Source organism: Salana multivorans (assembly GCF_003751805.1).
GTDB lineage: Bacteria > Actinomycetota > Actinomycetes > Actinomycetales > Beutenbergiaceae > Salana > Salana multivorans.
On sequence record NZ_RKHQ01000001.1, the window covers coordinates 1,396,754 to 1,411,867 of the forward strand.

At 72.4% G+C, this 15,114-nt stretch carries 11 protein-coding genes and 2 tRNA genes; 9 read left to right on the forward strand and 4 right to left on the reverse strand.

The genetic code is table 11. The features are described 5' to 3' along the window. Positions 1 to 63 precede the first annotated feature (63 nt). The 8 genes from recF (at position 64) to EDD28_RS06275 (ending at position 8,251) form a co-directional block, all read left to right on the forward strand. A complete protein-coding gene (recF, locus tag EDD28_RS06245; protein ID WP_123738819.1) occupies positions 64 to 1,305 on the forward strand; it encodes a DNA replication/repair protein RecF in 1,242 nt (413 codons plus the stop codon). Next, positions 1,295 to 1,921 (forward strand): DciA family protein, encoded by a 627-nt coding sequence (locus EDD28_RS06250; protein WP_245967943.1) that lies wholly within the window; start codon positions 1,295 to 1,297, stop codon positions 1,919 to 1,921. The genes recF and EDD28_RS06250 overlap by 11 nt, the downstream gene beginning before the upstream one ends. A 395-nt stretch (positions 1,922 to 2,316) precedes the next feature. Beyond that, a complete protein-coding gene (gyrB, locus tag EDD28_RS06255) occupies positions 2,317 to 4,398 on the forward strand; it encodes a DNA topoisomerase (ATP-hydrolyzing) subunit B (RefSeq protein WP_123739971.1) in 2,082 nt (693 codons plus the stop codon). A 169-nt stretch (positions 4,399 to 4,567) separates the two neighbouring features. After that, positions 4,568 to 7,201 (forward strand): DNA gyrase subunit A, encoded by a 2,634-nt coding sequence (gyrA, locus tag EDD28_RS06260; RefSeq protein ID WP_123739972.1) that lies wholly within the window; start codon positions 4,568 to 4,570, stop codon positions 7,199 to 7,201. Next, a complete protein-coding gene (locus EDD28_RS06265) occupies positions 7,198 to 7,797 on the forward strand; it encodes a DUF3566 domain-containing protein (protein WP_123738820.1) in 600 nt (199 codons plus the stop codon). Before gyrA ends, EDD28_RS06265 begins: the two co-directional genes overlap by 4 nt. 106 nt (positions 7,798 to 7,903) lie before the next feature. Next, positions 7,904 to 7,977, forward strand: a tRNA-Ile gene (locus EDD28_RS06270). A 27-nt stretch (positions 7,978 to 8,004) separates the two neighbouring features. Then, the gene (locus tag EDD28_RS17670; protein WP_211339125.1) at positions 8,005 to 8,124 is read left to right on the forward strand and encodes a DLW-39 family protein; all 120 of its coding nucleotides are present in this window, start codon (positions 8,005 to 8,007) and stop codon (positions 8,122 to 8,124) included. A gap of 51 nt (positions 8,125 to 8,175) precedes the next feature. After that, positions 8,176 to 8,251 (forward strand) — tRNA-Ala (locus EDD28_RS06275). 99 nt (positions 8,252 to 8,350) lie between these two features. Here EDD28_RS06275 and EDD28_RS06280 read toward each other — a convergent pair. Both EDD28_RS06280 and EDD28_RS06285 read right to left on the reverse strand, forming a co-directional pair. After that, positions 8,351 to 9,178 (reverse strand): TrmH family RNA methyltransferase, encoded by an 828-nt coding sequence (locus tag EDD28_RS06280; protein ID WP_123738821.1) that lies wholly within the window; start codon positions 9,176 to 9,178, stop codon positions 8,351 to 8,353. A gap of 75 nt (positions 9,179 to 9,253) precedes the next feature. Beyond that, positions 9,254 to 10,114: a MerR family transcriptional regulator gene (locus tag EDD28_RS06285; RefSeq protein ID WP_245967944.1), complete on the reverse strand. Its 861-nt coding sequence runs from the start codon at positions 10,112 to 10,114 to the stop codon at positions 9,254 to 9,256. A 346-nt stretch (positions 10,115 to 10,460) separates the two neighbouring features. Between EDD28_RS06285 and EDD28_RS18060 the strand changes: the two genes are divergently transcribed. Next, positions 10,461 to 11,000: an EAL domain-containing protein gene (locus tag EDD28_RS18060; protein ID WP_170169475.1), complete on the forward strand. Its 540-nt coding sequence runs from the start codon at positions 10,461 to 10,463 to the stop codon at positions 10,998 to 11,000. A gap of 37 nt (positions 11,001 to 11,037) precedes the next feature. Here the strand turns inward: EDD28_RS18060 and EDD28_RS06295 are convergent, their stop codons facing one another. Next, positions 11,038 to 12,579, reverse strand: coding sequence for a chitinase (locus EDD28_RS06295; RefSeq protein WP_123738823.1), 1,542 nt, complete (start codon positions 12,577 to 12,579; stop codon positions 11,038 to 11,040). A gap of 26 nt (positions 12,580 to 12,605) precedes the next feature. Then, entirely contained in the window at positions 12,606 to 14,864 is a 2,259-nt protein-coding gene (locus EDD28_RS06300) for a glycosyltransferase family 2 protein (protein ID WP_123739974.1), read from the reverse strand. Positions 14,865 to 15,114 lie beyond the last annotated feature (250 nt).

The following is a 15,114-nucleotide window of genomic DNA, read 5'->3' on the forward strand; positions in this document are numbered from 1 at the left end:
CCCCTGACCGCCCGGCCCGGCTGACGCCCCGATCCCGGACCGCACCCAGCACTGGCAGCAGCGATGTACGTCTCCGACCTGGCGCTCACGGACTTCCGGTCCTACCCGGAGGTCGTGGTCTCGATGCCGCCCGGCATCACGGCGTTCGTCGGACCCAACGGGCAGGGCAAGACGAACCTGGTCGAGGCCGTCTCCTACCTCGCGTCGTTCACGAGCCACCGCGTGGCGTCGGACGCGCCGCTCCTGCGCCAGGGCGCGACCAAGGCGCTCGTCCGGGCGCGGGTTCACCACGGCGACCGGCCGCGGATCGTCGAGGTCGAGATCAATGCGGGCCGCGCGAACAAGGCGCGCGTCGACCGGGCGCCCGTCCAGCGGATCCGTGACGCGGCCGGCATCGTCCGCTGCGTCGTCTTCGCACCCGAGGACCTCGCGCTCGTCAAGGGCGACCCGGACGTCCGCCGCCGGTTCCTCGACGACCTCGTCGTCCAGCGTTCCCCGCGGCTCGCGGCGGTCCGGTCGGACTACGAGCGTGTGCTGCGTCAGCGCACCCAGCTCCTGAAGTCCGCCGGTGCGTTCCGCGGCGGCCGTCGGCGCGGCTCGTCCGACCCCGACGCGACGGACACCGGCGAGACGAGCTCGTCGCTGCGGACCCTCGACGTCTGGGACGCCCAGCTCGCCGAGGCCGGCTCCCAGCTCGTCGCGGCCCGTGTCGCTCTCGTCCGTGAGCTGCGGGGCCGGGTCGGCGACGCGTACGAGGAGGTCAGCTCCGCGCAGGGCGAGCTGCGGCTCGCCTACCGGGCGAGCCTGTCGCGGGTCCGCCCGGAGGACGCGATCGACGACGCGGACGGGGACGACGCGTCGGCGCTCGCCGAGGAGGAGGAGCTGCTGCGACCCGAGCTCGTCGAGGCGCGGATGCTCGAGGCGATGATCCGGCTGCGGCCGCGCGAGCTGGAGCGCGGGCTGTGCCTGGTCGGCCCGCACCGGGACGACCTCACGCTCACCCTCGCCGGGCTGCCGGTCAAGGGGTACGCGTCGCACGGTGAGTCGTGGTCGGTCGCGCTCGCGCTGCGCCTCGCGAGCTTCGGCCTGCTCCGCGACGATCCCGACTGGGAGGGCGGGGACCCGATCCTCGTGCTCGACGACGTGTTCGCCGAGCTGGACGCCCGCCGTCGTCGCAAGCTGTCGGCGCTCGTCGCCGGCGCGGAGCAGGTGCTGCTGACCGCAGCCGTCGTCGAGGACGTGCCCGAGGAGCTGGACGGCGCGCGGTTCGACGTCATGGGCGGCGAGGTGACCCGTGTCCGGTGAGCTGCCCGACGGCGCCGCGGCCACGCCGACGGACCCGACCCGGTCGACGACCCGGCGGAGCCCCGGCTCGCCGGACGGAGCAGGCGCTCCTACCACCCCGACCCTCCCGACGGACCCGACGACGGGCGAGGTCGACGCGGCGGCGGCGGCGCTCGGCCGCGCGCGCGCCGCGGCGAAGGCCAAGGGGCTGGTCCCGGGGACGCCGGCCCGGCGGCGGCGCTCGGTCCCGGGCACCGGACCGGGCTTCCCGCGCACCCGGGGGCGTGACCCCGAGCTGATCGGCGGGACCCTGGACAAGCTCCTGGCGGAGCGCGGCTGGACCGCCCCCGTCGCCGTCGGCTCGGTCATCGGCCGCTGGCGCGAGGTCGTGGGCGACGAGGTGGCCGACCACGCGACGCCGGAGACGTTCACGGACGGCCGGCTCGTCGTCCGGACGACGTCGACGGCGTGGGCGACCCAGCTTCGGCTGCTCCTGCCGCAGCTCGAGCGGCGGCTGGCCGAGGAGGTCGGCGAGGGCGTCGTCGCCGAGGTGGTCGTGCTCGGACCCGGCGCGCCCTCCTGGGTCAAGGGCCTGCGCGTGGTCCGCGGGCGCGGCCCACGGGACACCTACGGCTGACCCGCGCCGATCTGGCCGTCACGCGTACCTCGCAGCGGCCGCAGCCCGGCCGACACGGACCACGAGGCCGAGGGACGTCGGGCAGCCCGCGCTGGCCTGGATCGACCCCACCCACCTCCGGACCCACAGTTGTCCACAGTCGCGCGTCAGAGGGCCTGTTTTTGACGTTTCCGGGGTAGAATCCAGGGTAGGAGTCCGGGCGCCGAAATGCGGCGTGTCACGGGGGTTCCGATCGGGTGTTCGCTGAGGCGATCGACGGTCGAGCCCGCCGGCCGCGCGAGCGCCGGACCCCGCATGCGTCCGGCTCAGCCACCCAGCGGTGCCCAACGGCGTGTGCCCGCGATGGTTCGGAAGGACCCTACGTGACCGACCCCACGCTCGACCCCGGGACCGCCGTGCCCACCGACGCCTCCGTCGAGACCGCCCCCGAGGCCGCAGCTGCGGCGCGCGACGCGGCGCCGACGAACGGTGGCTACGACGCCCAGAACATCACCGTCCTCGAGGGACTCGAGGCCGTGCGCAAGCGCCCCGGCATGTACATCGGCTCGACGGGCGAGCGCGGTCTGCACCACCTCGTCTACGAGGTGGTCGACAACTCGGTCGACGAGGCGCTCGCCGGCTACTGCGACCACATCGAGGTGACGCTGCTGGCGGACGGCGGCGTCCGCGTCGTCGACAACGGGCGTGGGATCCCGGTCGCCATCCACCCGACCGAGGGCAAGCCGACCATCGAGGTCGTCATGACGATCCTGCACGCCGGCGGCAAGTTCGGCGGCGGTGGGTACGCGGTCTCGGGCGGCCTGCACGGCGTCGGCATCTCGGTCGTCAACGCGCTCTCCTCGCGCGTGGAGTCGGTCGTCAAGCGCGACGGCTACACGTGGCGGATGACGTTCACCGACGGCGGCAAGCCGCTCGGCGGCATCGAGCGCGGCGAGGCGACGGCGGAGACGGGCACGTCGCAGACGTTCTGGCCCGACCCGACGATCTTCGAGACGACGGACTTCGACTTCGAGACGCTGCGCGTCCGGTTCCAGCAGTACGCGTTCCTCAACAAGGGGCTGCGGATCACGCTCACGGACGAGCGCGCCGAGGAGGAGCGCGACGAGGTCGTGGGCGAGGTCGGCGACACCGACGCGGCCGGCGGCGACGCGGCCGACGCCGCGCGGCCGCGGTACCGCTCGGTCACGTTCCAGTACGACGGCGGCCTGGTCGACTACGTCCACCACATCAACTCGCTCAAGAAGGCCGAGCAGGTCAACCCCGAGGTCATCGACTTCGAGGCCGAGGACGTGTCGAAGCTGATCTCGCTCGAGATCGCGATGCAGTGGACGACGGCCTACACGGAGTCGATCTACACCTACGCGAACACCATCTCCACGACCGAGGGCGGCACGCACGAGGAGGGCTTCCGCGCGGCGCTCACCACCCTCATCAACAAGTACGCCCGCGAGAAGGGCCTGCTCAAGGAGAAGGACGACAACCTCACGGGCGAGGACATCCGCGAGGGCCTCACGGCGGTCATCTCGATCAAGCTCGGGGAGCCCCAGTTCGAGGGCCAGACCAAGACGAAGCTCGGCAACACCGAGGCCCGCACCTTCACGCAGAAGGTCGTCTACGAGCAGCTCGGCGACTGGCTCGACTCGCACCCGAACGAGGCCAAGGAGGTCGTCCGCAAGGCGATCCAGGCCTCGGTCGCCCGGATCGCCGCGCGCAAGGCCCGCGAGGCGACGCGCCGCAAGGGCGTCCTCGAGGGCATCGGCATGCCGGGCAAGCTGCGCGACTGCACGAGCAAGGACGCGTCGATCTCGGAGATCTTCATCGTCGAGGGCGACTCCGCCGGCGGGTCGGCCAGCCAGGGCCGCAACCCCGAGACGCAGGCGATCATGCCGATCCGCGGCAAGATCCTCAACGTCGAGAAGGCGCGACTCGACAAGGCGCTCGCCAACCAGGAGGTCCAGGCCCTCATCTCCGCCTTCGGGACGGGGATCGGCGAGGACTTCGACCTGGGCCGGCTGCGCTATCACAAGATCGTGCTCATGGCCGACGCGGACGTCGACGGCCAGCACATCTGCACGCTCCTGCTCACGCTGCTGTTCCGGTACATGCGCCCGCTCGTCGAGCACGGGTACGTCTACCTGGCGGCCCCGCCGCTGTACAAGCTCAAGTGGACGAACGCGCCGCACGGCTACGCGTACTCCGACCGCGAGCGGGACGCCATGCTCGAGGCCGGCCGCGCCGCCGGCCTGCGCCTGCCCAAGGAGGGCGGCATCCAGCGGTACAAGGGTCTCGGCGAGATGAACTACACCGAGCTGTGGGAGACCACGATGGACCCCGACACCCGGGTCCTCAAGCAGGTGACGATCAGCGAGGCCGCGGCCGCGGACGAGATCTTCTCCATCCTCATGGGCGAGGACGTCGAGTCCCGCCGCACCTTCATCCAGCAGAACGCCCGCGACGTGAGGTTCCTCGACATCTAGCCGTCGCCCGGCCTCCTCGAGCGCAGCAGCGCCGGAGGAGGCCCCCGGACCCGGAACCATCCGGGCGCCCGGACCGGACAGCGGCCCCGTCGTCGTCGATCACCCACGAAGAATCGGAAGTGGACCAGTGACCCAGCCTCCCGAGGACCAGACCCCGGAGCAGCCCGACATGCAGGACATCTCCGGCCTGCACAACCACGGCCGCATCGAGCAGGTCGACCTGCAGAAGGAGATGCAGCGCTCCTACCTCGACTACGCGATGTCCGTCATCGTGGGTCGGGCGCTGCCGGACGTGCGGGACGGCCTCAAGCCCGTCCACCGTCGCGTGCTCTACGCGATGTTCGACGGCGGGTACCGCCCCGACTCGGCGTTCTCCAAGTGCGCGCGCGTCGTCGGCGACGTCATGGGGAACTACCACCCGCACGGCGACTCGGCGATCTACGACACCCTCGTCCGCCTCGTCCAGCCGTGGACCCTGCGCTACCCGCTCGTCGCGGGGCAGGGCAACTTCGGCTCGGCCGGCGACGACGCCGCGGCGGCGCCGCGCTACACCGAGTGCCGGATGGCGCCGCTGGCCCTGGAGATGGTCCGCGACATCGACAAGGACACGGTGCCGTTCGGGCCGAACTACGACGGTCGCACGCAGGAGCCGCTCATCCTGCCCGCGCGGTTCCCGAACCTGCTCGTCAACGGCTCGGCGGGCATCGCGGTCGGCATGGCGACGAACATCCCGCCGCACAACCTGCGCGAGGTCGCCTCGGCCGCCCAGTGGTTCCTCGAGCACCCGGACGCGACCGGCACCGAGCTGCTGGCCGCGTCGATGCAGCGGGTCAAGGGGCCGGACTTCCCGACCGGGGCGCTCATCCTCGGCACCCGCGGGATCGAGGACGCCTACCGCACCGGGCGCGGCTCGATCACGATGCGCGCGGTCGTCGAGGTCGAGGAGCTCCAGGGGCGCCAGTGCCTCGTCGTCACGGAGCTGCCCTACCAGGTCAACCCGGACCGGCTCGCGGCGAAGATCGGCGAGCTCGTGCGCGACGGCCGGCTCCAGGGCATCGCCGACCTGCGCGACGAGTCCTCCGGCCGCACGGGCCAGCGCCTCGTCATCGTCCTCAAGCGCGACGCCGTCGCGAAGGTCGTGCTCAACAACCTCTACAAGCACACGCAGCTCCAGGAGACGTTCGGCGCGAACATGCTCGCGCTCGTCGACGGCGTGCCGCGCACGCTCAGCCTCGACGCGTTCATCCGGCACTGGGTCGACCACCAGGTCGACGTCATCGTCCGGCGCACGCGGTACCTGCTCGAGGCGGCCGAGAAGCGGATCCACATCCTGCGCGGGCTGCTCAAGGCGCTCGACGCGCTCGACGACGTCATCACGCTCATCCGCAACTCGCCGTCGGCCGAGGACGCGCGGACCGGCCTCATGGAGCTGCTCGACATCGACGAGGTCCAGGCCACGGCGATCCTCGACATGCAGCTGCGCCGGCTCGCGGCCCTGGAGCGCGCGAAGATCCTCGCCGACTTCCAGGCGATCGAGACGGAGATCGCCGACCTCAACGACATCCTCGCCTCGCCCGAGCGTCAGCGCACGGTCATCTCCGAGGAGCTCGCGTCGATCGTCGACAAGTACGGCGACGAGCGGCGCACGACGATCCTCCCGTTCGACGGCGAGATGAACATCGAGGACCTCATCCCGGTCGAGGACATCGTCGTCACCATCACCCGCGGCGGGTACACCAAGCGCACGCGGACCGACGCCTACCGGGCCCAGCGCCGCGGCGGCAAGGGTGTGCGCGGGGCGCAGCTGCGCGGGGACGACGTCGTGGACCACTTCTTCGTCACGACGACGCACTCGTGGCTCCTGTTCTTCACCAACCTCGGCCGCGTGTACCGGGCGAAGGGGTACGAGCTGCCCGAGGGCGGCCGCGACGCCAAGGGTCAGCACGTCGCGAACCTGCTCGCGTTCCAGCCGGGCGAGGAGATCGCCCAGGTGCTCGCGATCTCCGGGTACGACGCGGCCGACTACCTGGTGCTCGCCACCCGGCGCGGCCTGGTGAAGAAGACGCGCCTCGGCGAGTACGACTCGCCGCGCACGGGCGGCCTCATCGCCATCAACCTGCGCACGGACGGGGAGGGCGACGTCGACGAGGTGGTCGCCGCACGGCTCGCCAACGCCGACGACGACGTGCTGCTGGTCTCCGCGCTCGGCCAGTCGATCCGGTTCACGGCCGACGACGACGCGCTGCGGCCGATGGGCCGGGCGACGTCCGGCGTCACCGGCATGAAGTTCCGCGAGGACGACGAGCTGCTCGCGCTCGACGTCGTCCGTCCGGGGGCCGCGCTGTTCACCGTCACCGAGGGCGGGTTCGCCAAGCGGACGCTCCTGGAGGAGTACCGCGTCCAGGGCCGCGGCGGGCTCGGGATCAAGGTGGCGAACGTCGTCGAGGCGCGCGGCCGGCTGGTCGGCGCGCTCGTGACCGACGACGACGACCAGGTGCTCGTCATCATGGAGCGCGGCAAGGTGGTGCGCGCCGCGGTGAACGAGGTGAACCTGACCGGGCGCAACACCCAGGGCGTCACGTTCGCGAAGCCCGACAAGAACGACCGGATCATCTCCGTCGCGCTCGGCGAGAAGGTCGTCGACGACGGGGAGGGTGTGGATTCCGTGGAGGGTGGCGACGTCGAGGCGGCTGCCGGGGCAGTGGCGGAGGTCGATGGCGTAGCGTCTGACGAGTCCGCGCCGCCGGCCGAGATCGTCGACGTGCGGGACCACGCTGAGGACCACGAGGAAGAGACGCGATGACCGACCCGACGTCCGCGAAGACCACCCCGGTGCGGCTGTCCGCGAAGAAGGCTCCCGTCGCCGAGGGCGTGATCGAGACCGCTCCCGACACGACGTCGGAGGCCGTCCGGTCCTCGGCCGGGACGGTCGGCGCGACGGGTGCCGCCTCGGGCGCGACCGCGACGAGCGGCTCCGGCCAGCCCGGCAAGGCGAGGACCGCTCCGCGGCCCGCCGCGAAGCCCTCGGCCGCGATCGGTCCGCGTCGCGTGCGACTGTCGGTCTCGCGGGTCGACCCGTGGTCGGTCATGAAGCTCGGCTTCCTGCTCTCCGTCGCGCTCGGCATCATGACGGTGGTCGCCGCGGCCGTCGCGTGGAACGTCGTCGACTCGATGGGGGTCTTCACGGACCTCGAGTCGCTGCTCAGCGACCTCGGCGCGATCGAGCAGTTCCGCGTCATCATGGAGTACCTGCGGCTGAAGAACATCATGTCGATGGCCGTGGTCGTGTCGATCGTCAACGTCGCGCTCATCACGGCGCTCGCGACGCTCGGTGCCTTCCTCTACAACATCACGGCCGCGCTCGTCGGCGGCCTGCACCTGACGCTCACGGACGACTGAGCGTCACCCCGTCACCGCTGCTGGCGGTGGTTTGGGATCGAGTTGGGATCGAGGCCCCGGATGGGGTAACCTCGATCGGCGCCTGAGGACCAGTTCCGACGGCATCGGGCCTATAGCTCAGTCGGTTAGAGCGCTTCCCTGATAAGGAAGAGGTCCCGCGTTCGAGTCGCGGTAGGCCCACTCCCCGCCCCCGAGGAGGTAGCAGAGATGAAGAAGCTGCTCGTACTCGCCGTCGTTGCGGGGCTTGGCTACCTCGTGTGGCGTGAGCTCTCAGCCGAGAAGGCCGAGCGGGAGCTCTGGCGCGAGGTGACCGACCCGATCTCCTGACGGGACGTCCGGTCGAACCGCTGGATCGTCGAGGTCGACGGACCGGCACCGGGGGCCATGGCGCAATTGGTAGCGCACCTGCTTTGCAAGCAGGGGGTTACGGGTTCGAGTCCCGTTGGCTCCACCACCAGCCCCAGGTCAGAGGCCGTTTCCCGACGAGGGAGGCGGCCTCGTTCCGTGCCCGTGACCTCGACGCGGTCGGCCAGCCCGCGCCACCCGAGCCGCGCTACCCGAGCCCGCGTTCGTAGAGGGCGATCCCAGCCGCGACGGAGACGTTGAGCGACTCCGCCCGTGGCGTCATCGGGATGGCGTAGTGACGGGTCGCGACGGCCGCCAGGTCGGGTGACACCCCGTCACGTTCGCCTCCCAGGACGAGCGCGAGGCGTTCCTCGACCCGACGGATGGTGCTGAGCGGCGCGGCGGCGTCGGCCGAGAGAGCCGCAACCGTGAGCCGTTCCTGCCGGATGAAGTCGATGCACTCCGCGCGGCGAGCGAGAACGACCGGCGTCGCGAACACCAGGCCGCGGCTGGCACGGACGAGACGACGGTCGAGCGTCGTGCGGAGCCCGCTGTCCAGCAGGACGACGCCCGCCGCGCCGAGCGCGCAGGCCGTGCGCGTGATCGCGCCGATGTTGCCGACGATCCGCACCCCGTCCAGCACGACGACGTCGCCCGCGGCGCCGGCGAGGTCGCGCAGCCTCGGCGGTCGCGGAGCGTGCGCGAGGGCGAACACGCGGGCGCTCCTCCGCTCACCGAACAGCGTGCGGGTCACGGTCTCGTCGAGGACATGGAGCGGCACGTCCGGGCCGACGCCGACGGGCGCCGGGAGTCCACCGTCGATCGCCGCTCCGGTGACGTACAGGCTGTCCAGCGCGATCCCGCACGCGAGTGCCTGCTCGATGTTCTCGGTGTCGTCGATCAGGAAGACGCGCGGTCGTCCGGAGCGAGCGCGCAGGACGTCGGCGACGCGTCGCACGGCCGGGTGGCGCGTGTCATCGATCGCGTGCACCGTCTCCCGTGCAGGCTCCGCCACCTCGATCGCCGTTGCCACCATCCACGCCAGCGTGCGGCCTGACGCGACGTCAGGGTCAAGTCGCTGCTGGTGTGGTCACTCCAGGCCGGTCCCCCGTCACGCCCAGACAGCGCCGTCGGGATCGACGCCGTGGAGCCGCGCGTTCGCGTCGATGATCTCGGCCAACCAGTCGGCGAGGCCCGGTTCCCGGGCATCGAGGGTCGCGGCGAAGCGCTCGTCCTGGACGTAGAGGCGTCCCAGGCAGACCTGCATCGAGTGGGTGCAAGCGAAGAGCTGGCCGACCATCGCGCGATGCCGCTCGGCGAGCTGGTTCGCCGCCTCGCTGCCCGGCGCGACACCGGTGCGCTTCGCGTCGGCCAGCTCGGTGTAGAGGGTCTCGCCGTCCTCCCGCACTCGATGGCGGTCGGCCTCGGACAGCACGGCCACGTTCTCCTCGAACTGGGCCCACTCGTCGGAGTCACCCCAGCGCCCACGTGCTTCGTCCGCCCAGTCCTCGCGCCAGCCCCGCCCGAAGATCTGCGCCTGCTGCTGCGCGGTCAGGACCGCCCCGGCGGTGCGGGAAGCAAGCACCTGCTCCACGGCCTCGGCCATCCGGCGGAGCCGCAGGATGCGTTCTTCGAGCAGGTCCAGCTGCCGGCGGAGCTGTCCCGTCTCGTCGACGGTGGGATCGTCCAGGAGAGCGGCGATCGTCGTGAGGCTGAAGCCGAGCTCCTGGTAGACCAGCACGCGGTGGATGCGGGCGACGTCCCGCGCCGAGTAGGCGCGGTACCCGGCGCTCGTGCGCTCCTGGGCGTGGACCAGGCCGACCGAGTCCCAGTGGTGCAGTGTCCTGACGCTGATCCCGACGAGCGACGCAACCTCGCCGATGGTCAGTCCCTCCGCGGCGGGCGCGACAGGTTCACCGGCGGGGCCGACGTGGAGCCACGGCGTCATCGACTCGGGCACGTTCACGTCCACCTCCGGCTCCTTCCCTGTCCGCGCCTGCTCATGTCGGTCTCGAGGATCACCCCACTATCCCAGCCGGCCGTCGCGTCCGGGAGCGAGGTCGGTCACCGGCGCCTGACCGCCACCTCGCGACGACGGGAGGACCGCCAGCGATGGCGATACCCTGCTGATCGGTCGACGACTCGCCCCGCCGGTGTCGTCGGCCGGGTCGGGCACGGTCCGTGCGGGGCAGCAGCGACTCCGACCACCGGCACGATGCGCCACGAGGGGAACGACCGATGACTGAGCGCCCGTCGCTCGATCCGGGCCGGATGAAGCCGCCGTTCTCGGACGAGCTGCGCCGGTTCCTGGCCCGGGGCTGGGGCGAGCGCGCCCCGCTCGGTCCCGGCGACGCGGCCGCGGCCACCGCCGCGGCGCGACGACGCGAGCGCCTGTCCGAGCGGTTTCCCGGGGAGCGTCTCGTCCTGCCCGCCGGCCGGCTCGTGACCCGCGCGAACGACACCGACTACGCCACCGGACCTCCGCCGCCGCCGACCGCGAGCTGCAGCGACTGCGCGGCGACGCCGGGGTCCGGATCGCGCTGGACGACTTCGGCCGCGACTCCTCCACGCTCGTCTCGATCGTCCGCTATCCGCTGGACGTGCTCAAGCTCGACCGGACGCTGACCCTCGACCTGGTCGAGCGCAAGCCGCAGCTCGTCGTCGAGTCGATCGCGCTGCTCACGGACCGGCTCGACGTCGAGATGGTCGCCGAGGGCGTGGAGGACGACGAGACGTGCGAGCTGCTGCGTGCGATCGGGGTGCGCTACATGCAGGGCTACCGGTTCGGGACGGCGCTGCCGGCCGCGGCGATGGCCGAGCGGCTCACGACGCACGGGCTGCTCGCCCGGCTGCCCTAGCGTCGCGTCGCCGGCGTCTGCCCCGGCGGCCGCCGCGTCACCCGCCCAGCAGCGCGGCGATCTCCTCCTGCGTGAGGACCCGCCACGGCGAGGCGCCCGGGTCGGCCTGGCCGGCGGCCGGGCTGTCGCCCTGCGTCCACCACCGCGCCTCGTAGGCCACGTCGTCGAGCAGGACGCGCTCGCCGGCCTGGTAGACCGCGGCCGGGTCCCACGTCGGGTAGAAGTCGGCCGGCAGCCGGAGCTGCGGCCGGGGCGTCTCCCCCGGCAGCACCGGGCCGATGAGCCGCCACGGGTTGTCCGCCGGGGCGAGGCTCGGGTCGTCCGGCTGCGCCCCCTGCGTCCACCACGCGGCGACGTAGACGTTCCGACGCCAGACGACGCGCGTGTCGGCCGGGTAGGAGGCCTCGGCCGTCCAGACGGGGTACGGGCTGGTCGCGGGGTCGTCGGTCAGGTCCTCGGGGTGCACCGTCGGCGTCGAGGTCGGCTGCGGCGACCCGCCGTCCGGCGCTCCGGTGAACCCCGCGCCGAGGACGTCGGCGAACCGCTCGTCGCCCTGCTCGACCCCGCTGCAGGAGTCGGACACGACGGACAGGTCGTCGTACGCGGGTGCGCACGTGCGGTCCCGGTTCGCCGACCACATCGACACGCGCCCGAGCTGGACCTCGGTGGCGAAGGCGTGGAGGCGACGCGCGTCGTCGAGCGTCACCACCTCGGTCGGGGTGTCGTTCTGGCCGATCATGGGGGTCGCGCCGACCATCCGCCAGGCCGTCCGGTCCATCACCGGCTCGCCCCGGTCGGCGAGGATCGCCATGAGCTGGCGGTGCGTGGCGCGCAGCGCCTGGACGGCGGTGCCGGCCGGGTCGGCGGCGGCCGCCGCGCCGGTGAGGTTCATCGTCATCGCGTTGACACCGGCGAGGACGACGCCGGCATCGAGGAACGCGCGCACCGTCGCGACGCCGTCCGGGGTCAGGCCGTCGGCGCCGACGGGAAGCGTGAGCCAGACGGGCAGCGGTCCGTCGTGCTCCTCCTGGACCCGCGCGACGGCCTCGGCGCGCCGGGTGCGCGAGGCGGCGTCGGCGAGCGCCGGACCCTCGACGTCGAGGTCGATCGCCGCCGGCCGGTAGCGCTCGACGACGGCGCCGTACTGGGCCGCGAGGTCGTCGACGGTGGGGCAGGCGAGGGCCAGCTCGGTGCTGGCCTCGCCGCCGAAGGAGACGACGACGTCGCCGCCGGACTGCCGCAGCCGGGCGATCCGGCGGTCGAGGTCGAGGTCGTCGCGCGCCTCCTCCAGCGAGTGGAAGGTGCCCCAGCTCGCCTCGCAGGTCGTGGGGTCGGCCGCGACGACGAAGCCGAGCACGACGTTCCGGTCGGCCGGACCGGTCGGGTTCTCGAACGCGTGCACCGGCGTCGCCGTCACGTCGACGTAGGCGCCGAACCACGGCTGGCTGCGCTCGGCCTGCTGCGTGTCCTCCCACGTGCGCATGCCGAGGACGCCGGCCGTCGCGAGCGCGGCGACGACCGCGAGGAGGATCGTGAGCCGGACGGGGGAGAGCCGGCGTCCCGGGAATCGCTTCGACATGGTGGTCCTCGAGTGGTGGCCCCAGCTCAGCGGGGGCTGACCCGTCGGCGCAGGTCGTTCTTGCGGGCGACGTCCCGGCCGAGCCGCCGGTCGCCGTGGTAGAGGATGCCCTCCCAGTCGACGGGGCGCGGCGCCCCGTCCGTCGCGGCGCTGCGGTCCCCGGACGGCGCGGCTGGTCGCCTCGCCGGCCGCTCCGGGACGTAGAGCCAGCCGACGATCCCGAGCGCGACGTCGACGATGGAGCTGCGGATGCCGATGTAGGCGACGATCGCCCACGCGCACAGGACGGCGTTGATCGCGGCGAACGCGGCGTTGCCCCAGTTGTGGGCGGTGAGGTCGCGGTAGAAGGTGACGGCCGAGAACGCGACGATGACGTAGGGCACGAGCACGTAGATGGCCGGCGCGGCCGTGCGGCTGCGGACCTTCGGCGTGCGGGCGAACGGGATCTTCGTGTTGGTCATCGCCTGCTGGAGGGACTTCAGCGTCCCGGCCAGGTTGACGGCGAGCAGCACGAGGTTGAACCCGTAGATCCGCAGCACGTCGCTCGCGCGGTGCCCGCTGTCGCGCAGGTCGGCGGCCATGCAGAGGAAGTAGGGCGCGGCGGCCCCGATGACCCACGCGCTGAGCAGCCGGCTGTCGTAGGGATACGCGAGCAGGAAGACGAGCCCGACGCTGGCCCACGCGATCGACGCCATGTAGTTGACGCGGAGCATGACCTCCCGGCGCAGGACCGGCTCGCGGCGGAAGCGGCGCTCGCGGAGCTGGCGCGACAGCTTGGGCAGGATGAGAAGGCCGCCGTCGGCCCAGCGCCGCCGCTGGACGATGAGCGAGCCGAAGTCGGGCGGGGTCGCGCTGTAGCTGAGCCGCTCGGGGTAGTTGACGAGCCGCCAGCCGTGCGTGCCGAGGTCGATGCTCGACTCGGTGTCCTCGATGACGGTGCGGTCCTGGATGTAGGTGGCGACCTCGAAGCCGCCGACGGTCTGCCGCTCCACGATGTCCTCGAGCGCCCGCCGGCGGATGACGGCGTTCGCCCCGACCCAGAACGTGGCGTCGTAGTAGGTGAGGCCCTGGTGGAGGATGTGCTGGACGTCGGTCGTCGCGCCGGCGATCCGCTCGATGCGGCTCGGGGCGCCGCGGTAGGCGGAGTACGGCGTCTGGGCGACGGCGACGCGCTCGTTGCCCGGCTCCTCCAGGAGGTGGACGAGCCGGACGCAGTAGTCCCGCAGCAGCATCGAGTCGGCGTCGAGCGTGAGCAGGTACTCCGTCCCCGGCACGTCGAGGTCGCACGGCTCGCCGTCGGGGGTCGGGACCAGGACGTCGCCGTCGGCCGTCCGCTCGACGCTCCACCGCCGCCCCATGAGGCCGATGTAGGCGTTGAGGTTCATCGCCTTGTTCGCCTCGTGCGAGAGGGAGGCGTACCGCTTGCGCTCGAACGAGGTGAGCTCGGCGGTGAAGATCCGCACGAGGCGGTCCTGGAGCTGCTGGACCCGCTCGGGCGGCGGCGATGCGCCCTGGTCGAGCGCGCCGTCGAGGGCGATCCGGGTCAGCCGCAGGTCGCCGGCGAGGCCGACCAGGACGCGGTCGGCGAAGAACGCGTCCATGTGGTCCGTCATCGGGTGCGCGTCGGCCTTGGCCTCGAGCCAGTCGGCGGCGAACTCGTGGTCGTCGGCGACGCGGGCGAGCGTCGCGGCGTCGACCCGGTCCTCACCGGCCGCGGCGGCGCGCGCCAGCTCGGCGCGCAGCAGCTCGGCCCCGGCGGCGAGCCGGGCGCGGGGCTCCTCCAGCTCGGTGGCGATCCGCGCGGGCAGGTCGCGGGCGAACTGGAGCAGCTCCCGGTCGCGCGGGTCGCCGGGATCGGGCGGGTCGTCGACGAGCAGCACGATCCGCTTGGCCGGGAACTCCTGGAGCGCCGCCGACCACATCGTCTTGGTCAGGACGTCCGGCTCCTCGCGGTAGGACGGGACGAGGACGGTGATCGCGTGGGCGTAGTCGCCGGCGAAGTGCTGGTCCAGCGGTCCGCGGGGCACGCGCACGTGGTCCCGGAACCGGTAGAGGGCGCCCTGGCGCGCGGTCAGGTACATGAGCGCCGAGAACGTGAGGAAGGTGACGACGAGCAGGTAGGACACGGCCTCGAGCACGAACCGGAGCGTCCGGGCGTCGCCCTCGATGAACTCGCGCATGACGGTCGTGACGACGTACATCGACCACGCGCCGACCGTGACGAGGATGGCGACCCTGCCCAGCACGATCTTCCTGGTCGAGGGCCGGTCGTGCATGATCGCCATCGGCGCGGTCCCGCGCTCGGCACCCACCTGACGCCGTGGCGCGCGCGTCCCAGCGCGTTCCCTCACTCGCCCAGCCCCTCGTCCGGGCGCAACGCCCTCGGTCCCCTCCCGAGCCCGCAACCCGGTCAAAAGACGCTACCACGGAGCGTCAGCACCGGTCAGGGAAACGGTGGCGTCGATTGATGGCCGACGGTGGCTGATCTCGCGCTGGGGTGATCGTGGGCGTGGGGCCGCCGGGGTGCTACCGGAT

Coding starts and splice junctions, on each gene's coding strand:
- EDD28_RS06280 (WP_123738821.1), bottom strand. CDS start 9,178: ATGGTGGCAACGGCGATCGAGGTGGCGGAGCCTGCACGGGAGACGGTG.
- EDD28_RS06300 (WP_123739974.1), bottom strand. CDS start 14,864: ATGGCGATCATGCACGACCGGCCCTCGACCAGGAAGATCGTGCTGGGC.
- EDD28_RS17670 (WP_211339125.1), top strand. CDS start 8,005: ATGAAGAAGCTGCTCGTACTCGCCGTCGTTGCGGGGCTTGGCTACCTC.
- recF (WP_123738819.1), top strand. CDS start 64: ATGTACGTCTCCGACCTGGCGCTCACGGACTTCCGGTCCTACCCGGAG.
- EDD28_RS06295 (WP_123738823.1), bottom strand. CDS start 12,579: ATGTCGAAGCGATTCCCGGGACGCCGGCTCTCCCCCGTCCGGCTCACG.
- EDD28_RS06265 (WP_123738820.1), top strand. CDS start 7,198: ATGACCGACCCGACGTCCGCGAAGACCACCCCGGTGCGGCTGTCCGCG.
- gyrA (WP_123739972.1), top strand. CDS start 4,568: ATGCAGGACATCTCCGGCCTGCACAACCACGGCCGCATCGAGCAGGTC.